This window comes from Luteimonas sp. Soil_C_16 (assembly GCF_057657295.1).
This window is the reverse complement of record NZ_JBDGIS010000006.1, coordinates 132,382-156,085: the sequence shown is the minus strand read 5'-3', so window position 1 is coordinate 156,085 and position 23,704 is coordinate 132,382. Positions and strand designations below refer to the sequence as shown.

Annotated in this window: 13 protein-coding genes; 7 read left to right on the top strand and 6 right to left on the bottom strand. The window is 69.0% G+C overall.

The window, feature by feature from the left end:
• Positions 1-33 precede the first annotated feature (33 nt).
• From AC3A5T_RS12730 to AC3A5T_RS12710, 5 genes are all read left to right on the top strand, one after another.
• The gene (locus tag AC3A5T_RS12730; RefSeq protein ID WP_487628979.1) at positions 34-1,368 is read left to right on the top strand and encodes a sugar ABC transporter substrate-binding protein; all 1,335 of its coding nucleotides are present in this window, start codon (positions 34-36) and stop codon (positions 1,366-1,368) included.
• The gene (locus tag AC3A5T_RS12725; protein WP_232138087.1) at positions 1,358-2,236 is read left to right on the top strand and encodes a carbohydrate ABC transporter permease; all 879 of its coding nucleotides are present in this window, start codon (positions 1,358-1,360) and stop codon (positions 2,234-2,236) included. Before AC3A5T_RS12730 ends, AC3A5T_RS12725 begins: the two co-directional genes overlap by 11 nt.
• Positions 2,233-3,084 carry a carbohydrate ABC transporter permease gene (locus AC3A5T_RS12720; protein ID WP_332077510.1) on the top strand — a complete coding sequence of 284 codons (852 nt, stop codon included), beginning with the start codon at positions 2,233-2,235 and terminating at the stop codon, positions 3,082-3,084. Before AC3A5T_RS12725 ends, AC3A5T_RS12720 begins: the two co-directional genes overlap by 4 nt.
• Before the next feature lie 221 nt (positions 3,085-3,305).
• Positions 3,306-6,563, top strand: a complete 3,258-nt coding sequence (locus AC3A5T_RS12715; protein ID WP_487628887.1) for a discoidin domain-containing protein — start codon at positions 3,306-3,308, stop codon at positions 6,561-6,563.
• A gap of 172 nt (positions 6,564-6,735) precedes the next feature.
• Positions 6,736-8,925, top strand: a complete 2,190-nt coding sequence (locus tag AC3A5T_RS12710; RefSeq protein WP_487628978.1) for a beta-glucosidase — start codon at positions 6,736-6,738, stop codon at positions 8,923-8,925.
• A 21-nt stretch (positions 8,926-8,946) separates the two neighbouring features.
• On the opposite strand, the gene AC3A5T_RS12705 is transcribed toward AC3A5T_RS12710, so the two are convergent.
• The 6 genes from AC3A5T_RS12705 to zwf form a co-directional block, all read right to left on the bottom strand.
• Positions 8,947-12,126: a discoidin domain-containing protein gene (locus AC3A5T_RS12705; RefSeq protein WP_487628886.1), complete on the bottom strand. Its 3,180-nt coding sequence runs from the start codon at positions 12,124-12,126 to the stop codon at positions 8,947-8,949.
• 429 nt (positions 12,127-12,555) lie between these two features.
• A complete protein-coding gene (locus tag AC3A5T_RS12700; RefSeq protein ID WP_425497217.1) occupies positions 12,556-13,206 on the bottom strand; it encodes a bifunctional 4-hydroxy-2-oxoglutarate aldolase/2-dehydro-3-deoxy-phosphogluconate aldolase in 651 nt (216 codons plus the stop codon).
• 22 nt (positions 13,207-13,228) lie between these two features.
• Complete coding sequence (gene edd / locus AC3A5T_RS12695) at positions 13,229-15,145, bottom strand: phosphogluconate dehydratase (protein WP_487628885.1); 1,917 nt, start codon at positions 15,143-15,145, stop codon at positions 13,229-13,231.
• Positions 15,146-15,251: 106 nt separating this feature from the next.
• Entirely contained in the window at positions 15,252-16,004 is a 753-nt protein-coding gene (gene pgl / locus AC3A5T_RS12690) for a 6-phosphogluconolactonase (RefSeq protein WP_487628884.1), read from the bottom strand.
• On the bottom strand, positions 16,001-16,999 hold the full coding sequence (glk, locus tag AC3A5T_RS12685; protein ID WP_487628883.1) for a glucokinase: 999 nt from the start codon (positions 16,997-16,999) through the stop codon (positions 16,001-16,003). Before glk ends, pgl begins: the two co-directional genes overlap by 4 nt.
• Positions 16,996-18,417, bottom strand: coding sequence for a glucose-6-phosphate dehydrogenase (gene zwf, locus AC3A5T_RS12680; RefSeq protein ID WP_232138079.1), 1,422 nt, complete (start codon positions 18,415-18,417; stop codon positions 16,996-16,998). The genes glk and zwf overlap by 4 nt, the downstream gene beginning before the upstream one ends.
• 299 nt (positions 18,418-18,716) lie before the next feature.
• Between zwf and AC3A5T_RS12675 the strand changes: the two genes are divergently transcribed.
• Positions 18,717-19,814 (top strand): ABC transporter ATP-binding protein, encoded by a 1,098-nt coding sequence (locus AC3A5T_RS12675; RefSeq protein ID WP_487628882.1) that lies wholly within the window; start codon positions 18,717-18,719, stop codon positions 19,812-19,814.
• A 310-nt stretch (positions 19,815-20,124) separates the two neighbouring features.
• Positions 20,125-23,637 carry a chromosome segregation protein SMC gene (gene smc / locus AC3A5T_RS12670; protein WP_487628881.1) on the top strand — a complete coding sequence of 1,171 codons (3,513 nt, stop codon included), beginning with the start codon at positions 20,125-20,127 and terminating at the stop codon, positions 23,635-23,637.
• Positions 23,638-23,704 lie beyond the last annotated feature (67 nt).

The following is a 23,704-nucleotide window of genomic DNA, read 5'->3' as shown; positions in this document are numbered from 1 at the left end:
CGCGCATTCCGACGCGATCCCGGCGCCCGCCGCATCCCCGCGGCGGCGCGCCTCGTCTGTCTGTTGCTCGCGCTCGTGCTGCTCGCAGCCTGCGCGCGGCGCGACGAACAGACCGTCGTCCGCTTCTGGGCGATGGGCCGCGAGGCCGAGGTCGTGTCGGAACTGGTGCGCGATTTCGAACGCGAGCATCCGGACATCCGGGTCGAGATCCAGCAGATTCCTTGGACCTCCGCGCACGAAAAACTGCTGACCGCATTCGCGGCCGATGCCTTGCCCGACATCTGTCAGCTCGGCAACACCTGGGTGCCGGAATTCGCGGTGCTCGGTGCGCTGGAGCCGCTGCAGTCGCGGGTCGACGCGTCCGACGTCATCGAGGAATCCGACTACTTTCCCGGTATCTGGCACACCAACGTCGTCGACGACACGCTACTCGGCGTGCCGTGGTACGTCGACACGCGCCTGATCTTCTACCGCAAGGACATCCTCGCCGCGGCCGGCGTCGACACCCTGCCGCGCACGTGGCAGGAGTGGGAAACCGCGATGGCGGCGGTCAAGGCGCACGTCGGGCCGGATCGCTACGCAGTGATGCTGCCGCTCAACGAGTTCGAGCAGTTGCTGTCGTTCGGTCTGCAGCAGCGCGATCCGCTGCTGCGCGACGACGACAGCCGCGGCAACTTCACCAGTCCCGGCTTCAGCCGTGCGCTGGGCTTTTACACCAACATGTTCGAGCAGGGCTGGGCGCCGCGCATGTCGGAGACCCAGATCTCCAACGTCTGGGACGAATTCGGTCGCGGCTTCTTCTCCTTCTACGTCTCCGGTCCGTGGAACATCCGCGAATTCCGCACCCGCCTGCCGGCCGAACTGCAGGACCAGTGGGGCACGGCACCATTGCCCGGTCCCGATGGTCCGGGTGCGGGCATCGCCGGTGGCACGTCACTGGTGATGTTCCGCGATTCGCCGAACAAGGACGCGAGCTGGCAGCTGATGGAATTCCTGTCGCGCCCCGAGATCCAGCAGCGTTTCCACGCGATGATCGGCAATCTGCCGCCGCGTCGCAGCACCTGGGAATTTCCGGAGCTGCGCGAAGACCCGTACGCACAGGCGTTCCGCGACCAGCTCGAACGCGTCGAGCCGACGCCGAAGGTGCTGGAGTGGGAGCGGATCGTGCAGGAAATGCGCCTGATGAGCGAGCGCGTGGTGCGCGGTGGCATGGCGCAGGACGCGGCGTTGCAGGCCCTCGACGCGCGCGTGGACACGCTGCTCGAAAAGCGTCGTTGGGTGCGCGAGCGCGAGGCGGAAGAAGGCAAGGCCATCGGTGCGATCAGCGTATCGCACACTACGGATCAGGGTGCCGCCCATGCGCGCTAGTACCGCAGGCTGGATCTTCGCCGGGCCGGCGCTGATCGTGCTCGGCATCTTCTTCGGCATTCCGGTGGCGTCCGCGCTGCTGCTGAGCCTGACCGACTTCGATCTCTACGCGCTGTCGGACATGTCGAACCTGCGCTTCGTCGCGCTGGGCAATTATTTCGATCTGCTGCAAACGCCGCTGTTCTGGAAGTCGCTCGGGAACACCGCGTACTTCGTCGTCATCGGCGTGCCGCTGTCGATCGGCGTCTCGCTCGGCGCCGCGCTGCTGCTCAACGCCAAGGTCGCGCGCTTCAAGGGTCTGTTCCGCACTGCGCTGTTCGCGCCGGTGGTGACCACGCTGGTTGCGGTGGCGGTGATCTGGCGCTATCTGTTCCACACCAGCTACGGCCTGGTGAACTGGGCGCTTGGCCACATCGGCATCGCGCCGGTCGACTGGCTGGGCGATCCGGCGTGGGCGATGCCGACGATCATCCTGTTCGCCGTGTGGAAGAACTTCGGCTACAACATGGTGATCTTCATCGCCGGCCTCGCCGCGATTCCCGAAGACCTGTACGAGGCCGCGCGTATCGACGGCGCCTCGCGCTGGAAGCAGTTCGTGCACGTCACGCTGCCGATGCTCGGCCCGGTGCTGCTGGTGGTCGCGGTGATCACCGTGTCCGGCTACTTCCAGCTGTTCGCGGAACCGTACGTCATGACGCGCGGCGATCCGCTGCAGAGCACGGTCAGCGTGCTGTACTTCATGTACGAGGAAGGCTTCATGTGGTGGAACCTCGGCCGCGCGTCGGCGGTGGCGTTCCTGCTGTTCCTGATCATCCTCGGCGTCACCACATTGCTGCTGCGCTTTGGGCGCAAGCGGGAGCTGGTATGAGCCGGATCGCGGCGTATCACGAAGTCGGCGCGACGCGCTGGTCGGCCTGGGCGGTCAACGGTGCGCTGATCGCACTGGCGGTCGTCGCGCTCGCGCCGCTGGCGTGGATGCTGTCGGTGTCGTTCATGCCGACCGGCGAGGCGAGCGGATTTCCGCCGCCGCTGCTGCCCTCGGCGATCACCTTCGACAACTATCACGAGCTGTTCGCGCGCGCCGGCATGGGGCGCTACTTCGCCAACAGCCTGATGATCTCGGCGGCGATCACGGTCGGTGCGCTGCTGATCAACACCATGGCCGGCTATGCCTTCGCCAAGCTGCGCTTCAAGGGCCGCGAGCGGATCTTCCAGATCCTGCTCGCCGCGCTGGTGATTCCTGCGCAGGTGGCGATGCTGCCGCTGTTCCTGATGATGAAGGGCATGGGCCTGGTCAACAGTTTCGGCGCGGTGGTGATTCCGGGCCTGGCGACGGTGTTCGGCATCTTCCTGGTGCGCCAGTACGCGCGTTCGATTCCCGACGAACTGCTCGAAGCCGCGCGCATCGACGGCGCCGGCGAGATGCGGATCTTCTTCCAGATCGTGCTGCCGATGCTCAAGCCGGTACTGGTCACGCTGACCATCTTCACCTTCATGGCCGCGTGGAACGATTTCATGTGGCCGCTGATCGTGCTGACCGACCAGACCAACTACACGCTGCCGGTCGCGCTGGCAGCGTTGTCGCGCGAGCACATCCAGGACGTCGAGATGATGATGGCCGGCGCCGTCGTCACCGTGATTCCGGTGCTGCTGCTGTTCCTCGCGCTGCAGCGCTACTACATCCAGGGCCTGCTGCTCGGCAGCGTGAAGGGGTGAGCAAGCCCGCTTGCGGAACACAGGTCCGCGGGCTTGCGAACGCCATGCCACGGATGGCATGGCCAGACCATCCGGCGCCTGTGCGGTTCCGCCATGGACGGCAGCGAAATCCTCTTGTGTGAATCGCGTGCTGAAGCGATTCCAGTACCGCCACATCGCGCGCGAGCGCGGCTGCAGATCAAACCGCAATACCCGTCCGAACCACGGAGCCACCGCACCGCATGAAGACCCTCGACACCCGCGCCGCGCGCGCGCCTGCCGACACCGACATGGCGCTGGCTGACGTCGCCATCGCGTCGTCCGACCGTTTCCGCACCGCACGCGTCGCCGGCATCGCCGCGCTGACCGCCGCGCTCGCGGCCTGCAATGTCGCGCCGACGCCGACCGGCGACACCGCCGCGCCCGCGGCGGGCGAGGGCATCCGCATCCTCGACGACTTCGACGATCCGTCGACGTGGACCGTCGTGACCTCGAACCAGGTCACCGGCGCGCTGCGCCAGGTCGATGTCGATGGCGGCAAGGCGCTGTGCCTGGACTACGACTACAACGGCGTGTCCGGCCACGTCGGTATCCAGCGTGATCTGAAGATGACGTATCCGGAGAACTACCGTTTCGCGTTCCGCATGCGCGGCGAATCGCCGGCCAACGATCTGCAGTTCAAGGTCATCGACGCCAGCGGCGACAACGTGTGGTGGGTCAACCGGCCGAAATACGACTTCCCGACCGACTGGACCGACGTCCGCTACCGCAAGCGCCACATCGACAAGGCCTGGGGTCCGGAGCAGGACAAGACCCTGCGCGCGACCGAGAAGCTCGAGTTCACGATCTACAACAACGCCGGGGGCAAGGGCACGGTCTGTTTCGACCAGCTCACGTTCGAAACGCTGCCGCCCGACGACACCTCGCCGCTGACCGCCAGCGCCGCGTCGACGACGACGCCCGAGGGTGTGGGCAACCTCGTCGACGGCAACGCCGAAAGCGCATGGACCACCGCGGCGGCGCCGCAGAACGTGGTGCTCGATCTCGGCAAGGTGCGCGAGTTCGGCGGCCTGCGCCTGCAATGGCAGCCCGGTCGTCACGCGTCGAGCTATGCCGTGTCGCTGTCCGCCGATGGCGAGCAGTGGACCCCCGTGCGTGAAGTGACCGAAGGCAATGGCGACGTCGACTGGCTGGCACTGCCCGAAGCCGAGGCGCGCTACATCGGCCTCGATCTGCGCGAAGGCCCGGCCGACGGTTTCGCCCTGCGCGAAGTCGCCGTGCAACCGCTGGCGATGTCCGAGCATCCCAACGACGTGCTCGAAGCGGTCGCCAAGGACCGGCCCAAGGGCCAGTTCCCGCGCGGTTTCAGCGGCGAGCAGACCTACTGGACGATCCTCGGCATCGACGGTGGCCTGCAGCAGGGCCTGATCGGCGAAGACGGTGCGATCGAAGTCGCGGCCGGCGGTTTCTCGATCGAACCCTTCGTGCGCGTCGGCGACACGCTGGTGACCTGGGCCGACGCGCAGATCGCGCAGACCCTGCAGGATGATTACCTGCCGATTCCCAGCGTCGACTGGACGCACGATGCGCTGGGCCTGCGGGTGACCGGTTTCGCCCGCGGCACGCCGGAGGATTCGCAGCTGGTCGCGCGTTACCGGCTCAGCAATCCGGGCGGCGAAGCGCGTGATTACCAGCTCGCGCTCGCGGTGCGGCCGATGCAGGTCAATCCGCCGACCCAGTTCCTCAACATCACCGGCGGCGTCAGCCCGTTGCGCCAGCTCGCCGTGACCACCGACGGCGTGCGCGTCGACGGCACGCCGCGCGTGTTCGCGCGGCAGCCGGCACAGGCCGCGTTCGCGACCACGTTCGACGCCGGCATGGACGTCGAGCATCTGGCGACCCGCACCTGGCCGACGACGACCGAGGTCGACGATCCGCAGAAGATGGCCTCCGGTGCGCTGGTCTACACCGTGCGTCTGGCGCCGGGCGAGTCGCGCGAGTTCGATCTGCTGATTCCGATGACCGGCGAGATGGCGAGCGCGCCGGAAAACTGGAACGCGCAGTCGATGCAGGACGCGATGGCGCGCGAGTGGCACGGCAAGCTCGACGAAGTCGGCTTCGACGTGCCGGCAGCGGGCAAGGATCTGGCCGACACGCTGCGCACGTCGCTGGCGCACATGCTGATCTCGCGCATCGGGCCGCGTCTGCAGCCGGGCACGCGCTCGTACGCGCGCAGCTGGATCCGTGACGGCGCGATGATCTCCGAAGGCCTGCTGCGCATGGGTCGTCCGGAAGTGGTCAAGGACTACGTGGAGTTCTATGCGCCGTACCAGTTCGACAACGGCAAGGTGCCGTGCTGCGTCGACGATCGCGGCAGCGATCCGGTGCCGGAGAACGACAGCCACGGCGAGCTGATCTTCAACATCGCCGAGTACTGGCGCTACACCGGCGACGACGCCTTCCTGCAGACGATGTGGCCGCACGTGCTGGGCGCGTACACCTACATGGAAGAACTGCGCGCCAGCGAACGCACCGAGGAGAACCGCAAACTCAACGCGGCTTTCTACGGGATGATGCCGGCCTCGATCAGCCACGAAGGCTATTCGGCCAAGCCGATGCATTCGTACTGGGACAACTTCTGGGCGCTGCGCGGCTACAAGGACGCGGTGGAGATCGCCGAGGCGCTGGGCAAGCCCGACGACGCCAAGCGTATGGCCGCCGCGCGCGACGAGTTCCGCGTCGATCTGGATGCCTCGCTGCGCAAGGCCGCCGAGCAGCACGGCATCGACTTCCTGCCCGGTGCCGCCGAACTCGGCGATTTCGACGCGACCTCCACGACGATCGCGCTCGCCCCCGGCGGCGAGCAGGGCCGTCTGCCCGAGCCGCTGCTGACCAACACCTTCGAGCGTTACTGGGAGAAGTTCACCGCCCGCCGCGACGGCCGCGAACAGTGGGAGAACTACACGCCCTACGAATGGCGCAACGTTGCTGCCTTCGTGCGTCTGGGCTGGCGCGAGCGTGCGACCGAAGTGCGCGAGTGGTTCTTCGGCCATCGCGCGCCGCAGCCCTGGAACCAGTGGGGCGAAGTGGTGACGCCGACGCCGCGCAAGCCGTTCTTCCTCGGCGATCTGCCGCATGCCTGGGTGGGTTCGGATTTCGTGCGCTCCGCGCTGGACATGTTCGCCTACGTGCGCGAAGTCGACGACAGCCTGGTGCTCGCCGCCGGCGTGCCGGCCGACTGGTTGAACGAGGGCGTCGCGCTGCGTGGCATGCGGACGCCGCAGGGCACCGTCGGCTATTCGCTGCGTCGCGACGGCGATGCGCTGCTGCTCGACATCGCGGCCGGCAGCGGGCTGCCGGAGGGTGGGCTGGTGTTGCAGTGGCCGTACGAGAGCGTGCCGGGTGCGACGACGATCGACGGCCAGGCGGCGCAGTGGGACGGCAACGAACTGCGCATCACGCGCGCCAGCGCGAAGGTGCGGATCGCGGGCGCGGGCTGAGACGCGACACCCCGTGGACGCGCCCGGAAACGCGCGTCCGCGGGTCACTGATAGGCAGGCGCGGCCCATGGCCGCGACGGGTCGCCCCAACAGGGCCTGTCGCGCGCATGGGCCGCGCCTGCACCACATTCGAGGGGAGGGGAGTTCGATGAAGACCCAGACGTCGACACGCATGCTGGTGTGCGCGTTGCTGGCGGCCGCGCCCGCGTTCGCGCAGGACGCGAGCGGCGCGCAGCCGTGGATGGATGCCAACAAGTCGCCGGATGCGCGCGCCGCGTTGCTCGTTGCAGCGATGACCCAGGACGAGAAGTTCGCGCTGATCCGCAGCCGCTTCGCGATCGGCGAGAAGAAGCCTGAAGAGGCGCTCACCGCCGCCGGTTACGTGGCGCCGATTCCGCGCCTGGGGATTCCGGCGCAGGGTCTGGTCGATGCCGGCCTCGGCGTGACCAATCCAGGCGGCGCGCGCGCGGGCGATCACGCGACCGCGATGCCCTCGGGCCCCATGACTGCGTCGACCTGGAGCCGCGACATCGCCTTCAAGGGCGGCGAGACCATGGGCCGCGAGGCCTGGCGCCAGGGCTTCAACGTGCTGCTGGCCGGCAGCGTCAACCTGCAACGCGATCCGCGCAACGGCCGCAACTTCGAATACGCGGGCGAGGATCCGTTGCTCGCCGGCACGCTGGTCGGCGAATCGATCCGCGGCGTGCAGTCGCAGCACGTGCTGTCGACGATGAAGCACTACGCGCTCAACGACATGGAGACCGCGCGCAATTTCCACAGCGCGCAGATCGGCGACCGGGCGATGCACGAATCCGATCTGCTCGCGTTCCACGTCGCGATCGAGATCGGCCAGCCCGGCTCGGTGATGTGCAGCTACAACCGCATCAACGGTACCTACGGCTGCGAGCACGAGGAACTGCTCAACAACGTGCTCAAGCGCGACTGGCGCTATCCCGGTTACGTGATGTCGGACTGGGGCGGCGTGCACAGCGCATCGAAGGCGGCGAACGCCGGTCTCGACCAGCAGTCGGCGGGCGAGGTGTTCGACAAGGCCGTGTACTTCGACGCGCCGCTGCGCATGGCGGTCGGCGCTGGAGTGGTGCCGCAGACGCGGCTCGACGACATGGTCCACCGCATCCTGCGCAGCTTCATCGCCGTCGGCGCGTTCGAGCACCCGCCGCAGCGCCAGCCGGTCGACGACGCGCTCGATGCGATCGGCTTCGATGTCGCGCAGCGCACGGCCGAAGCCGGCGCGGTGCTGTTGCGCAACGAGAACGGCGTGCTGCCGCTCGCGCCCGGCGTGCGCCGCATCGCGGTGATCGGCGGACATGCCGACAAGGGCGTGATCGCCGGCGGCGGTTCGTCGATGGTCGGCTGGACGTCGCGCGGCACCAGCGCCGTCACCGGTCTCGCGCCGATGACCTGGCCGGGGCCGGTGATGTTCCAGCCGTCCTCGCCGCTGCTCGCCTTGCGCGAAGCGCTGCCGGATGCGCGCATCGACTACGTCGACGGTCGCGACCGCGCGGCTGCCGCGCGGCTCGCGCGCGAGGCCGATGTCGCCATCGTGTTCGCCACGCAGTGGGCCGCGGAATCGGTCGACCTGCCGGACATGCGTCTGCCCGATGGCCAGGACGCGTTGATTTCCGCGGTCGCCGCCGCCAATCCGCGCAGCGTGGTCGTGCTGCAGACCAACGGGCCGGTCGAACTGCCGTGGCTCGATGCGGTGCCGGGCGTGCTGCAGGCCTGGTATCCCGGCATCCGCGGCGGCGAAGCGATCGCGCGCCTGCTGACCGGCGCAGCGAATCCGTCCGGGCATCTGCCGGTGACGTGGCCGGTCGACGTCTCGCAGCTGCCGCGGCCGACGATTCCCGGGCTCGGCTTCAAGCCTGCGCAGAAGCCCGAGGACACGATCGACTACGACATCGAAGGCGCCAACGTCGGCTATCGCTGGTTCGCAGCCAAGGGTCTGACGCCTCGCTATGCGTTCGGCCATGGTCTGTCGTACACGACGTTTGCGACATCGGGCCTGCAGGTGCGCGCGGAAGGGGCGCGCATCGTCGCGCGTTTCAGCGTGCGCAACACCGGCGAACGTGCAGGCGCCGCGGTGCCGCAGCTCTACGTGCATCTGCCGCAGGGCCACGCCACGCCGCTGCGCCTGGCCGGTTGGGACCGCGTCGAACTGCAGCCCGGCGAAACACGTGAGGTCGAAGTCGCGCTGGCGCCGCGCCTGTTCGCGGACTACCACCCGGACGATCGCAGCTGGCGGATCGCCGCCGGCGACTACACGGTCGTACTCGGACAGTCGGCCACAGATGCAGGCGAGCGCGCCGCGCTGACGTTGCCGGCGCGTCGTCTGGACTGAAGATGGGTGGAGCGCGCTGGCTTACCAGCGCGCTTCGAGGGTCTGGAACGGCTTCGACAGGCGCACGCCACGCGCATCGAAGTCGTCCACCGCGCGGCCATCGACGTGCACCGACGTCGGCCGCGTGCGGTTCGGCCAGATCACCTGCACCGGCACCGTGTCCTGCAGGCCATCGCCGAGCGTGATGTCGAGCTGCTCGCCGGACTGCCTGGCCGCCATCGTCAGCGGCCCGAAAGCGGTCGGCAGCGCACTCACCGACAGGCCGTCGCCGTCGAGCCACGCCGTGGGCGCGCCAGGCAACAGATGCAGGCCGTCGTCGCCCTCGTGCAGCAGCATGCCGACGAGCGTACGCGCGTACTCGGCGCCGATCCACGTATGCGGCATGTCGCCGATGTAGCCGGGATAGCGCGGACGCGAGTGCACGACCTCGGGCCACATCTGCCACGTGCGTGGACGGCGGTCCGCGAGCAGGCCCTGCAGCACGGTCTGCGCATCGGCGGGGCGATCGAGATGCACGAAGGTCAGCACGTTGCGCACCTCGTACGGCGTGTAGGCCCACAGCGCATCCGGGCCGCTGCGCTCTCCGAACTGCCTGGCGAGATAGCGATCGAACGTGGTGCGCAGTTCGCGCGCGGGCAGCACGTGGCGCGCACCGGTGGGATCGAGTGCGATCGACACGCTGGTCGGGTCGCTGTCGCCGAGATCCGCCGAGGACGGAATGAAGTCGATGCCTTTCCACGCGATCGTCGCGCGCAACGAGGCGGCGACCGAGTCCGACAGCAGACGCCCCTGTTCGCGCGCCCAAGCTGCGGTCTCCGCGTCGCCGAGCGCATCGGCGAGCCAGGCGCCGTCGTGCCAGCCCTTGATGCCGTAGAAGTCGTCCCAGTAGCTGTGCGTCGGCGTGGAATAACCCTCATGGCTGATCGACGGCGCGAGGATGCCGCGGAAACGTTCCGGCGCCGGATGCGTGCCCATGTAGCCGGCGACGAGCGTGCGTTCGCGGAGCTCCTGCAGGAAGCGCATCGCGGCTGTCACCGCCGGCAGGTATTCGCGCACCGTTTCGGGCCCGCCGTCGAGACGCGCGACGTCTGCGACGAGCTGGATGTACTGGCCCTGGCTGTCGTATTCGACGTCCGAACCAAAACCGCGATTGATGCTGCCGTCCTCGTTGAGGATCGGCGAGATCATGCCGTTCGGATTGAGTGCGTGGTCGGTGTACCAGCGCAGATAGTCGCGCGCGATCTGCGGCTGGCCCATGCGCAGCAGCACCGCGGCGGTCGCGGCGCCATCGCGCAGGAACGAGCGGTTGTAGTTGCGCGGACCAGGCTGCATCGCCGGGCCGGTCTGGTTGATCAGCATGTACGCGCCCTGCGCGCGCAGCATGTCGACGAGGTCCTGATCGGGCAGACGGATGTCGAAGGCGTCGAAGCGGTCGGTCCAGCCGGCGGCGATGCGCGCGGCGTTCGCATCGAAAGCCTCCGAGGGCGTCGCGGCATCGCCGGTGAGCGCGGCGAAATCGAGCGCCGGGGGTTCGGTCAGTTCGCCCTTTGCGGGATCGAGTGCGGTCGTGCCCAGTGGCAGCGCGATGACGATGTCCTGGGTGGCGCCCGGCGCGATCCGCACCGGATACGAGAGCATGCCGGCGGCGAGTCCGGACGCGTCCGATGCTGCGCTTGCGTCGGGTGGCGTGCCGCGCGCGGCAGCGGCGGTGATCTCGGTGTCGCCGTGCGCGCCGAACGGCGCGGCGCCGCCGGCGCCGACGGGCGTCATCGAGGTCAGCAGGGTGCGACCGTCGACGCGCACGCGGGTGCGGCCGGCGATCTCGTCGATCGCGAGCTGCCGGATCGGCGACCAGCCGCCGTGCTGCCACGGCGGATTGACCTGCAGCGGGCGCACCAGCAGCGACAGCGCGCCGTCGATCGACCGGCGTCCGCGGTTGTGCAGGCGGTAGCGCATCAGCGTCACCGGCTGTCCGTTCTGTTCCAGCGCGAACGCCTCGTTGCGGATCGTCAGGTCGCGCTGGCCCTGCCACTCGACCGAGGGCATCGGCATCCACCGCTCACGCAGGGCATGGCGACGCTGCGGATCGTTGTCGGCGACCCGCGCCTTGCCGTCGCTGCCGCGCCACACGGCCTGCAGCATCGGGCCGCCCTTGAAGGGCTCGAGATTGCCGTATTCGTCGAGCAGCGATTTCTGCCGCCCGGCGGGAATGCCGAGCGCCGTCCAGTAGACCTGCTGCTGGTGCAGCGACGATGGAAACAGCGCGCCGTGCGTGCGCGAGGCGACGATCTCGTAGCGCCGGGTCGGTGTCAGCAGCTGTTTCGGGCCGAGCAGGCGCAGGCGTGCGATGGCGGGCGGGCGGCCGTCGACCTCGCCGACGACGAGGCGCAGGGCGGTCGGCGACAGCGGCGCGTCGCCTGCGAGCCACGAGCGCGTGCCGTCGCGGCCGGGATCTTCGGCCAGCACGCGCCACTGGCCATCAGCATCGCGCGCTTCGAGCGTGGCGCCGTTGCGCGGGCCGCTCCACCAGATTTCGAGCCCGGCGATCTGGTCTGCACGTGGCAGTGCGAGATCGAGCTGCCGCGTGCCGGGCGTGGGACCTGCGCCTTCGACGAGACCCGGCTTTGCGTCGGTGGCGAACAGCGTGGCGCCGTCGACGCCGGCTGCCAGGCCGTCGAGCTGCGGTGCGGCGTCGGCCGCGAGCGGTTCGAACTCGAAGATCGACGTCGCCCAGTCTGACGATTTCGACGGGCTGGCGATGCGCACGTAGCGCGCACTGCGCGCGGGAAACACGATCAGGTCGGTGTCGCCGCGCGAATCGGTGCTGGTGTAGGCGACGTCCCACCGCGTGCCGTCGAGCGAGGTCTCGAGCGTCCAGCGCACCGGGAATCCGCTGTCCCAGAGGATCGCGACGCCGCCGACGTCGGACGCTCGTCCCAGATCCACTTGGAACCAGTGGCCGGGCAGGAAGGACCCGCCCCAGCGCGTCCTGGGATCGCCGTCGATGGCGTGCTGCGGCGCGAGTGCGTCGACCTGCGTCGACGAGGCCGAGGCGGTCCAGTCGCTGCGTGGCGGCAGAGGGGCCGCAGCGGCGGCGGTCGTTGCCCAGGCGAGCAGGGCGCCGAGCAGGATCGGCGCGATACGCCGCCCATGACGGGCTTGGCCGACGCGTGCTTCAGGACACCGGGATCTGATTGCCATGCATGTGTGGTCCGCGACTGGAGAGCGGACGCTAACATTCGCTGGAAGCGGTTACATGCTGCGTTGCGGTGCGGGTTTTCTTCCCGCTGGTTCGGACCGTGCTCGACATCAGCAAGTCTGCGAGCCGTCGTTCCGGCGCAGGCCGGAAATGCGTCTCAACAGCCGAACGGCTGGTGCCCAGAGCGTGAACGTTCCCGGAAAAAGGACGAGCCGGTTACGGCGTCAGCCGCGCGACACGAAATGGTGGTCGGGGGCAGCTGACGTCGCTGGATGACCAGCCATTCGGCTGTTGAGAAGCGCCTCCGGCGTGACCAGACATGCGTCTGTTGCCAGCCGCCGGGATGACGATCGGAGCCGGATGCCGATTGGCGTGGTGCAGATTCATTGCACGAGTCGTCAGGCCTGCCTGTCCGCGTAACGCCGGATCCTTCAGCCCCGCACATCCCGCACGATCTGCGCCGCACGCGCCGCGGTCTCGCGGACACGGGCGTAGTCGCCGACTTCCAGCCAGCCCTTGTCGAGCATCCACGAGCCACCGATGCACAGCACGTTCGGCTGCGACAGGAACTCGGCCGCGTTGGATTCGGAAATGCCGCCGGTCGGGCAGAAGCGCATGTCGTGCAGCGGACCGGCGAGGCCCTTGAGCATCGCGAGGCCGCCGACGGCGCTGGCCGGAAACAGCTTGCAGTTGCGGAAGCCGCGCTCGCGCAGCGCCATGAATTCGGTCGGCGTCGCGGCACCGGGCACCACCGGAATGTCGGCTTCGGCCAGTGCATCGGCGAGCAGCGGCGGCGTGCCGGGTGTGACCAGGAAGTCCGCACCGGCATCGATCGACGCGCGGATGTTGTCGGCATTGAGGATCGTGCCGGCGCCGATGACGATGTCCGGGCGCTCGCGCTTGAGCATCGCCAGCGCGTCGATCGCGACCGGCGTGCGCAGCGTGAGTTCGAGCGTGTTCAAGCCGCCTTCGAGCAGCGCATCGGCGATCGCGCGCGCCTCGTCGAGGGTGTGCACGGTGATCACCGGCAGCACGCCGGCCTTGCGCAGGAACTCGGCGGCGCGCTGCTGGCGCTCGGACATGGTGGAAACGTTGGGCATCGTGTCAGGCGTCCTTGGAATCGTGTGGCGCATCGAGCGCTGCTGCATCAGCGCCCAGGTCGTATTCGGCATCGTAGTGCCACGCGCTGCCGTCGGTGGTGGCCGGGCCGCAGGAAATCGACAGCGCGCCCTGGTCGGCGGGCGACACGTTCGCGCGGTTGAAGCCGAACAGATTGCGGCCGTGGTCGGTGGGCGCGGGCGCGGTATCCGTCGCGGCCGTGCGCGCCTGCCACTCGGCCGGATCGACCAGCGCTTCGAGCGTACCGGCCTCGCCGTCGAGTCGGATGATGTCGCCTTCGCGCACGAACGCGAGCGGTCCGCCGCGCGCGGCCTCGGGGGTCATGTGGATCGCGGCGGGAATCTTGCCCGACGCGCCCGACAGGCGACCGTCGGTGACCAGCGCGACGCGCCGGCCCTGGTTCTGCAGCATGCCCAGCAGCGGCGCCAGCGAATGCAGTTCGGGCATGCCGTTGGCTTTCGGCCCCTGGTAGCGGACGACGGCGACGAAATCGCGCGGCAGTGCGCCGGCGGCGTGCAGGCGGTTCAGAGCCTGCGGCGCGTCGACGACGACGGCCGGTGCTTCGATGGTGCGGAACTCCGGCTTCACCGCCGACAGCTTGATCAGCGAACGGCCGAGGTTGCCGCGCAGCAGACGCAGGCCGCCGTGGGCCTCGAACGGAGCGGACACCGGGCGCAGCACGCTGTCGTCGCCGCTGGCCGTCGGGCCGGGTTCGTAGCGGATATGCTCGCCATCGAGCTTGGGTTCCTGACCGTAGCGCGCCATGCCGCCGTCGACGATCGTCGGCAGATCGCCGTGCATCAGGCCGGCATCGAGCAGTTCGCGGAACACGTAGGCGTTGCCACCGGCCGCGTGGTAGCGGTTCACGTCGGCTTCGCCGTTCGGATACACGCGCGCCAGCAGCGGCACGGCCTGCGACAGCTGGTCCATGTCGTCCCAGGTCAGCACGATGCCGGCCGCGCGTGCGACCGCGATCCAGTGGATGGTGTGGTTGGTCGAGCCGCCGGTGGCCATCAGCATCGCGACCGCGTTGACGATCGCGCGTTCGTCGATCAGCTGGCCCAGCGGGCGGTAGTCGTCGCCGAGCGCGGTGATCGACAGCGCGCGTTCCACTGCCTCGCGGGTGAAAGCTTCGCGCAGCGGCGTGCCCGGATTGATGAAGGCCGCGCTCGGCAACTGCACGCCCATCGCCTCGAGCAGGGTCTGGTTGGAATTCGCGGTGCCGTAGAAGGTGCAGGTGCCGGGGCCGTGATAGGAGTCGGACTCGACCTGCAGCAGCTCCTCGCGCGTGGCCTCGCCGGCGGCGTAGCGCTCGCGCACTTCGGCCTTGGTCTTGTTCGGCACGCCGGGCGTCATCGGCCCGCCGGGAATGAAGATCGCCGGCAGATGGCCGTAGGCCAGCGCGCCGATCAGCAGGCCGGGCACGATCTTGTCGCAGATGCCCAGATACACGCTGCTGTCGAACATGTCGTGCGACAGCGCGATCGCGGTGGCCTGGGCGATGACGTCGCGCGAGAACAGCGACAGTTCCATGCCCGCGCGGCCCTGGGTCACGCCGTCGCACATCGCCGGCACGCCGCCCGCGACCTGGGCGGTGTGGCCCAGCGCACGCGCGGTCTGGCGGATGAATTCCGGATACGGCTCGTAGGGCTGATGCGCCGACAGCATGTCGTTGTAGGCGGTGACGATGCCGAGGTTCGCGGTGGGCCCATTGCGCAGGCGCGACTTGTCGACCGGCCCGCAGGCGGCGAAGCCGTGCGCGAGGTTGGCGCAACTCAGGTGGCCGCGCAGCGGCCCCTCGTCGCGCATGCGCGCGATGCCTTCGAGATACGCCTGCCGCGACGGCGCGCTGCGCTTGCGGATGCGTTCGGTGACGGACTGGACGACGGGATGCAGGCTCATGGGCGGCGGCGATGAGAGGAACGGGCGCCCGGGGGACGGGCGGGGGCGCGCGGATCGCACTGCGCGCAACGGTCGAACGGCGTGCGCATCCGCGCAGGTGCGCGGGTCACGGGCACCAGTGGACGTGGAGCTTCGCGCCCGGCGTGGTGAACGCGATGCGCGCGGGGAATTCGGTGGCGTCGTCGCTCTGCAGCAGACGGTCGAGCAGAGCGCGCTTCTTCTCGCCGCGGATCAGCAGGATGCGCGTGTGCGCGGGTGCGAGGCCGGCCGGCGTCAGGCTCACCCGACGCTGCCAGCTGCCCGCACCGGGACTGCCGCCGGCATCGACGCCGACATACGGCGACGTGGACGCGAGCGCCGAGTCGAGATCGACCATGCCGGGGAACAACGACGCGGTATGCCCGTCGTCGCCCATGCCCAGCACGACCACGCCCGCGGGCTGGCGCGCATGCAGATTGGCGGTGGCGACGGCTTCGTCGAACGGACGGCCGGCGCGGGTGATGGTCTCCAGCCGCGCCTTCTGTGCCTTGTTCTGGATCAGCGATTCGCGCAGCAGGCGCGCATTGCTGTCGGGATCGTCGGGCAGCAGCCAGCGCTCGTCGACCAGCGCGACGTCGACACGGTCCCACGCGAGCGGCGATTTCGACAGCGCCGCATACACCGGCCCCGGCGTCTTGCCTCCGGACAGCAGCAGTCGCGCACGCGGCTTGAGCTCCAGATCGCGGGCAATCGCGGACGAGATCGCAATCGCGGCGCCCCAGGTCCACTGGGTCGCCGATTCGTAGGCGTGCAGCTGCATGCGCCCATCGTCGCCGATTCCGCCGGCGATGCCAAAGGCCGCGGCGCCGGTGGGCGTCATGCGGCGGCCCTGCGCGATGCGATCGCGGCCGCGCCGAGCAGGCCGGCATGCGGATGCAGCACCGCGACGCTGGGCACGCGGCCCATGTTCGGCGAGAAGCGGCCCTTGTGTTCGAAGCGCTGGCGGAAGCCCGAATGACGGATCGAATCGAGCATCTTCGGCACCAGACCGCCGGTGAGGAACACGCCGTCCCAAGCGCCGAGGGTCAGCACGAGGTCACCCGCGATCGCGCCGAACACCGCGCAGAACACGTCGACCGCGCGCGCGCAGCGGGCATCGCCATCCTTCGCACGTGCGGTGATGTCGGCCGGCTGCATCGGGCCCGGATCGACGCCGGCGATTTCGCTCAATGCGCGATGGATGTTGACCAGACCTGGACCGCAGATCAGGCGCTCGTTGGATACGCGGCCGAATTGCGCCGACAGGCGTTCGAGGATCGCGGTTTCTTCCGGCGTGCCCGGCGGAAAGCTGACGTGGCCGCCTTCGGTTTCCAGCGGGTAGTGCCTGCCGTCGCGGATCACCAGGCCACCGACGCCCAGCCCCGTGCCGGGGCCGATCACCGCATAGGTACACGGACCGCCCGGATCCTTCGGCACCGACCACGGCACGCCGCCGATGGCGCTGAAATCGCCCGGCTGCAGCAGCGGGATGGCCATGGCCTGCGCGGCGAAATCGTTGGTCAGCACGACGTCTTCGATCCCGAGCCGCTGCTGCGTGCGGGTGCGCGAGATCACCCAGGGATGATTGGTGATGCGTGCATCGTCGCCGTCGACGCGACCGGCGACCGCGAGCACGGCGCGGGGGAGCGCGCCCTTGCCGTCGTGGCCGATCTCCTGCAGGTAATGCAGCGCGGCATCGGCCAGCGACGGGAAGTCGGCGACCGGAAAGATCTTGACCGTGTCGAGCTGCAGCGGCGTCGGGCTGCCGGTGTCGGCCAGCGCGAAGCGCGCATTGGTGCCGCCGATGTCGGCGAGCAGGGCGAGCGCAGCCGTCACGATTTACGTCCGTTGTGGGTGGTCAGCGTGCGCGGCAGGAACGGCTGCGCTTCGGCCGGGCCCCAGCTGCCGGCCGGGTAGTCGCGTACCGGCGTGCCGGCCTCGCGCCATGCGGCGCTGACGCTGTCGATCCAGCGCCACGCGGCTTCGACTTCGTCGTCGCGCACGAACAGCGTCTGATCGCCCTTGAGCGCATCGATCATCAGGCGTTCGTAGGCGATGCGGCGCTTGGGCGGCAGCATCGCCAGGTCCAGCGACATCGGCTGCAGTTCGTTCGCGGCCCATTCCGACGCCGCGAGACTGCCCATCAGGCCGAGTTCGATCGTCTCTTCCGGCTGCAGGCGCACGCGCAGCTGGTTGGCCCGCGCGCGCTTGCGCTCACCCGGTCCGAACAGCCAGTGCGTGACCGGCTTGAAGGTCACGACGACCTCGGTGGTGCGCGAGGGCATGCGCTTGCCGGTGACCAGGCGGAACGGCACGCCGGCCCAGCGCCAGTTGTCGATCCACGCGCGCAGGCCGACGAAGGTTTCGACATCCTCGTGTCCGCCGTGCTTGAAGCCCTGCACGGCCTGGCCATCGACGACGCCCGGGCCGTAGCGACCACGCACGCTGTCGGCGGCGGCATCGGCGGCGGTCATCGGCCGCAGGGCGCGCAGCACCTTGCGCTTCTCGTCGCGGATGCTGTCGGTGTCCATCGCGGCCGGCGGCTCCATCGCGATCAGCGCCAGCAACTGCAGCATGTGGTTCTGCACCATGTCGCGCAGCGCGCCGTAATCGGCGTAGTAGCCCTCGCGGCCGTCCACGCCGGCGGTCTCGGCCACGATGATGTCGACCGATTCGATCCAGCGCCGCTCCCACGTGGCTTCCAGCAGCGTGTTGCCCAGCCGCAGCGCGAGCAGGTTCTGCACCGGCGCCTTGCCCAGGTAATGGTCGATACGGAAGATCCGCGACTCGTCGAGCGCGGACTTCAGCGTCGCGTCGATTTCCTGCGCGCTGGCGAGGTCATGGCCGATCGGCTTCTCGAGCACCAGCCGCGACGGCGCTTCCAGCAGTCCGGCGGCCTTGAGCCCGCGGCACGCGGAGGCGAACAGGTTCGGCGGCGTCGACAGATAGCTGACCGCCGGACGGTCGGCGAAGCGCGACAGGGACGCTGCCATCGCATCGGCATCGCCCAGGTCCACCGGCACGTACTGGATGCGGCGCAGCAGTTCGTCGACCAGCGAGGTGTCGTAGTCGTCACCCAGACGCTCGCGCAGCCAGTCGCGGAAGCTTGCGTCGTCGTGCTCGCTGCGCGCGATCGCGATCACGCGGAATTCGTCCGGCAGCAGCCGGTCGCGCAGCAGATGCAGCAGGGACGGGAACAGATAGCGTTGCGCCAGGTCGCCGGTGGCGCCGAACAACAGCAGGGAATCGTGCATGGGCGCCGGGACCGTCTCGGGTTCAGGATGGGTAATCACGGAGTGTGTCGCCGGAGGCGTGCAGATCGCAACGTCCAGGCCATCGCGGCGTGTCCAGCGCTGTCACCTGGCGCGCGCGAGGCGGCGCACGCGTGGATGGAATCTGTCGTTCGATGCACCAAGCTGTGCCTCCCACACGTGCGCCGGCTGGATTGGAAACGATTACATGCCAGAATAGCGCAATTGCATCGCGGCGCGCGGTTCACGCAGGCAGCCGCACGATGCGATCCACGACGGGTTTGCGACTCACGGGAGCGTGCATGGCACAGGTGCGGTTCGACGCGGTACGGAAGGTCTACCCCAACGGTTTCGTCGGTGTGGCCGGTGCGACTTTCGAGGTCGCCGATGGCGAGCTGCTGGTGCTGGTGGGCCCGTCGGGCTGCGGCAAATCCACGCTGCTGCGCATGGTCGCGGGACTGGAGGCGATCAGCGACGGCACGCTGACCATCGGCGACCGCGTCGTCAACGACGTGGCGCCGAAGGATCGCGACATCGCGATGGTGTTCCAGAGCTACGCGCTGTACCCGCATATGAGCGTGGCCGAGAACCTCGCCTTCGGCCTGAAGCTGCGCGGCCAGTCGAAGACCGAGATCGCCGCGCGCGTGGACGAAGCCGCGCAGGTGCTCGAACTCGACAAGGTGCTCGACCGCAAGCCGGGCCAGCTCTCGGGCGGCCAGCGCCAGCGCGTTGCCTTGGGCCGCGCGCTGGTGCGGCAGCCGCAGGTGTTCCTGCTCGACGAGCCGCTGTCCAACCTCGACGCCAAGCTGCGCAGCGGCATGCGTGTCGAGATCGCCCGGCTGCATCGCAAGCTCGGCACGACGATGATCTACGTCACCCACGACCAGATCGAGGCGATGACGCTGGGCCAGCGCATCGTCGTGCTCAAGGATGGCCACATCCAGCAGATCGACACGCCGATGGCGCTGTACGAGCGTCCGGCGAATCTGTTCGTCGCGACCTTCCTTGGCAGCCCGGCCATGAACGTGCTGCGCGGCGCGCTGGCACAGGGCACGGAGGGCTGGACCTTCGACGCGGGCGCGGGCATCACGCTCGCGCTCGGCGATGCCGGCTTCCCGGCCGAGTGGAGCGGCCGCACGGTCGATCTGGGCATCCGGCCCGAGCATCTGCTGCCCGCAAACGACGCCGATGCATCGCTGTCGCCGGTGGTCGAAGTGGTGGAACCGGTCGGCAGCGAAGTCTTCGTCAACCTGCGGCTGGGCACCCACGCCCTGATCGCACGCCTGCCGCCCGACCGCGTGCCGGTGCCGGGCGAGACCCTGGCACTGACGATTCCGGTCGGCCGCGTGCATGCATTCGATGTCGAGACCGGCGAGCGGTTGGTGCAGCGGGCGGGTTGAGCCTTGCGACGCAGAAACCACACCTCTCCCTCTGGGAGAGGTCGACGCGCGAAGCGCGTCGGGTAAGGGGTGGCGTTCCAGGTGGACGGTCTTAGAGCACCTCATCCGCCCTTTGGACACCTTTTCCCGGAGGGAGAAGGGCTGGGAATTCACCTCACCGGAACTCTCGCTATACTGACCGCTTGCGCGCGCGAGCGGCGCTCCGTGCTTGTGGAATCAACCGCTTGCGATGGAAATTTCGCGTATCGCATGACACGCTATCCGTCATCCATCGCGCCCTGACGGGCGCCAAGAGGCCACCAAAGCCCGCATGCGCCTGTCCACGATCAAGCTCGCCGGTTTCAAATCCTTCGTCGATCCGACCACGCTGCACCTGCCGACCAACATGACTGGCGTGGTGGGGCCCAACGGGTGCGGCAAGTCGAACATCATCGACGCGGTGCGCTGGGTCATGGGCGAATCCTCGGCCAGTCGCCTGCGTGGCGACTCGCTGACCGACGTGATCTTCGCCGGTTCCACCGCGCGCAAGCCGGTGTCGCAGGCGATGGTCGAACTGGTGTTCGACAACTCCGATCACACGATCGCCGGCGAGTTCGCCGCGTTCAACGAGATCTCGGTCAAGCGCACCGTCAGCCGCGACGGGCAAAGCGGCTACTACCTCAACGGCACCAAGTGCCGCCGCCGCGACATCACCGATCTCTTCCTCGGCACCGGTCTGGGCCCGCGCAGCTACTCGATCATCGAGCAGGGCATGATCAGCCAGATCATCGACGCCAAGCCCGAAGAGCTGCGCGTCTATCTCGAGGAAGCGGCCGGCATCTCCAAGTACAAGGAGCGGCGCAAGGAAACCGAGACCCGCATCCGCCACACCCGCGAGAACCTCGATCGCCTCAGCGATCTGCGCGAGGAAGTCGGCAAGCAGCTGCAGCACCTCGCGCGGCAGGCCAAGCAGGCCGAGCAGTACACCGCGATCCAGGCCGAGCGGAAGATCCGCGACGCGCAGTGGAAGGCGCTGGAATGGCGCACGCTCGATTCGCGTCTGCGCGCATTGCGCGAAGGTCTGGCGCAGGAAGAAACCAAACTCGAGCAGATCATCGCCGAGCAGCGCGAAGCCGAGCGCGAGCTGGAGACGGGCCGCGAGCGTCGCCACGAGGCGAGCGAAGGCCTCAACCGCGCGCAGGCCGAAAGCTACGAGGTCAGCGGCGCGCTGGCCCGCGTCGAGCAGCAGATCCAGCACCAGCGCGAACTGTCGGCGCGCCTGCTCAAGGCCCGCGACGAGGCGCAGGCACAGCTGGCCGAGATCGGTGAACACATCGACCAGGACCAGCTGCGGCTCGACGCCCTGCACGAAAGCATCGCCGACGCCGAACCGCAGCTCGCGCAGCTGCAGGACGACGACGCCGTGCGCCAGGACTCGCTGCGCGAAGCCGAAACCGCGCTCGCCGACTGGCAGACGCGCTGGGAAGCCCACAACCGCGAGCAGGGCGAAGCGGCCCGCGAAGGCGACGTCGAGCGCACCCGCGTCGACTATCTGGACAAGCAGTCGCTCGAAGCCGACCGCCGTCGCGAGCAGTTGCAGGCCGAACGCGGCGGGCTGGATCTCGAAGCGCTGAGCGAAGCCTTCGCCGATCTGCAGATCCGCCACGACGAGCAGAAGGCCGCGCTCGACACGCTCGGCGACGACCTGGAAACGCGCAAAGCCGCGGCGGTCGACCTGCAGGACGCCCAGCGCGGCGCGCAGGAAGAACTGTCCGTCGTGCGCAAGCAGGCGCAGGAAGCGCGCGGCCGGCTGTCGTCGCTGGAAACCCTGCAGAACGCGGCGCTCGGCCAGGAGCAGGGCGCCGCTGTCGAATGGCTGCGCCAGCGCGGGCTGGATTCCTCGGCGCGCGTCGGCGAGCGCCTGCGCGTGGAATCAGGCTGGGAATTCGCGGTCGAAAGCGCGCTCGGTCAACTGATCGAAGGTGTGCTGGTCGAAGGCGACGGCGTGCCGGCCGAACTGGTCGACGCGCTCGGTGAACTCGGCGAAAGCCGCCTGGCGCTGGTATCGGCGGACACCGGCGATGAAGCCTTCGCGCCGACGTCGCTGGCGGCCAGGGTGCAGGGCCCGCTGGCGATCCGCCGGCTGCTCGCGCGCCTGCATGTGGCCGAGACCCTGGCCGAGGCGCGCGCGCTGCAGGCGGGGCTGAGCGATGGCGATTCGGTGATCACGCGCAGTGGCGAGCGCCTCGGCGCCGGCTGGGTGCGCGTGTCGCGCTCGGGCGCGGCGAAGCAGGGTGCGCTGCTGCGCGAACGCGAGATCCAGTCGCTGCGCGAGACGATCGCCACGCTGCAGGATCAGGAAAAGACGCTGGAGGCGCGCATCGCGCAGGGCCGCGAACAGCTGCTCAGCGTCGAGCAGCAGCGTGAGGAAGCGCAGCGTGCGCTGTATGTCGCGCATCGCGGCGTCTCCGAACTCGCCGGTCAGGTGCAGAGCCAGCAGGGTCGGGTGGAAGCGGCGCGCAACCGCATCGAGCGCATCGACGCCGATCTCGCCCAGCTGCACGAGACCCTCGATACCGCGGCCCAGCAGGCGCGCGACGCACGCGGCCGGCTGGAAGACGCGGTCGAACGCATGGGCGAGTTCGAAGCCGCCCGCGCCGCGCTCGAAGCCGAGCGTCGCGGACTGGTCGAGGCGCGTGACCAGCTGCGATCGGCCGCGCGCGAATCACGCGACACCGCGCATGCACTCGCGCTGACCATCGAATCGCAGCGCGCCCAGATCACCTCGCTGACCCAGGCGCTCGCGCGCATGGGCGGCCAGCGCGGCCAGATCGACAGCCGCCTCGGCGAACTGTCCGCGCAGCTGGCGACGGGCGATTCGCCGGTCGACACGCTGGAGCAGCAGCGCCAGGTCGCACTCGAAGAGCGCGTGCGCACCGAGCGTGCACTGGCCGAGGCACGGTCCGCGCTGGAAGGGGTGGACAACGAGCTGCGCACCTTCGAGCAGGTCCGCCAGCAGCGCGACGCGCAGGCGCTGACCCAGCGCGAGGCCATCGGCCAGCGCCGGCTCGACCAGCAGGCGCTGGTGATCGCCGCCGACCAGCTGTCGGCGCAGGTCGTCGAGGGCGGATTCGTGGTCGACGAGGTGTTGAATGGGCTCGAGGAGTCCGCGAACGCGAAGGACTGGGAGAAGATCGTCACCGACTTCGACGCGCGCCTGCGCCGTCTGGAGCCGGTGAATCTCGCCGCGATCGCCGAACACGCCGAAGCCGCGCAGCGCAAGGAATACCTCGACGCGCAGGACGCCGATCTCAACTCGGCCTTGGACACGCTGGAAGAAGCGATCCGCAAGATCGACCGCGAGACCCGCGGCCGCTTCAAGGACACCTTCGACAAGGTCAACGCCGGGGTGCAGGCGCTGTATCCGCGGCTGTTCGGTGGCGGCCATGCGTATCTGGAACTGACCGGCGAGGATCTGCTCGACACGGGCGTGGCGATCATGGCGCGCCCGCCCGGCAAGCGCGTGTCCAACATTTCGCTGCTGTCCGGCGGCGAGAAGGCGATGACCGCGGTTGCGCTGGTGTTCTCGATCTTCCAGCTCAATCCGGCGCCGTTCTGCCTGCTCGACGAGGTGGATGCGCCGCTGGACGAGGCCAACGTCGGCCGTTTCACCGCGATGGTCAAGGAGATGAGCGAGCAGGTGCAGTTCCTGTTCGTCAGCCACAACAAGGCGACGATGGAAGCGGCGTCCCAGCTCAGCGGCGTGACCATGCGCGAGCCCGGCGTGAGCCGACTGGTGTCGGTCGATCTGGCCGAGGCCGCACGACTGGCCGGCGCTGCCTAGAGACTGTCATCATGTGGCGCGACCGTCGCACGGCCCGGCCGGCGGCGGTCGTCATGCCCGACAGGCC

Coding starts and splice junctions, on each gene's coding strand:
- AC3A5T_RS12720 (WP_332077510.1), top strand. CDS start 2,233: ATGAGCCGGATCGCGGCGTATCACGAAGTCGGCGCGACGCGCTGGTCG.
- AC3A5T_RS12710 (WP_487628978.1), top strand. CDS start 6,736: ATGCTGGTGTGCGCGTTGCTGGCGGCCGCGCCCGCGTTCGCGCAGGAC.
- AC3A5T_RS12700 (WP_425497217.1), bottom strand. CDS start 13,206: ATGTCCGAGCGCCAGCAGCGCGCCGCCGAGTTCCTGCGCAAGGCCGGC.
- AC3A5T_RS12715 (WP_487628887.1), top strand. CDS start 3,306: ATGAAGACCCTCGACACCCGCGCCGCGCGCGCGCCTGCCGACACCGAC.
- pgl (WP_487628884.1), bottom strand. CDS start 16,004: ATGACGCCCACCGGCGCCGCGGCCTTTGGCATCGCCGGCGGAATCGGC.
- smc (WP_487628881.1), top strand. CDS start 20,125: ATGCGCCTGTCCACGATCAAGCTCGCCGGTTTCAAATCCTTCGTCGAT.
- AC3A5T_RS12725 (WP_232138087.1), top strand. CDS start 1,358: ATGCGCGCTAGTACCGCAGGCTGGATCTTCGCCGGGCCGGCGCTGATC.
- zwf (WP_232138079.1), bottom strand. CDS start 18,417: ATGCACGATTCCCTGCTGTTGTTCGGCGCCACCGGCGACCTGGCGCAA.
- AC3A5T_RS12675 (WP_487628882.1), top strand. CDS start 18,717: ATGGCACAGGTGCGGTTCGACGCGGTACGGAAGGTCTACCCCAACGGT.
- edd (WP_487628885.1), bottom strand. CDS start 15,145: ATGAGCCTGCATCCCGTCGTCCAGTCCGTCACCGAACGCATCCGCAAG.
- AC3A5T_RS12705 (WP_487628886.1), bottom strand. CDS start 12,126: ATGGCAATCAGATCCCGGTGTCCTGAAGCACGCGTCGGCCAAGCCCGT.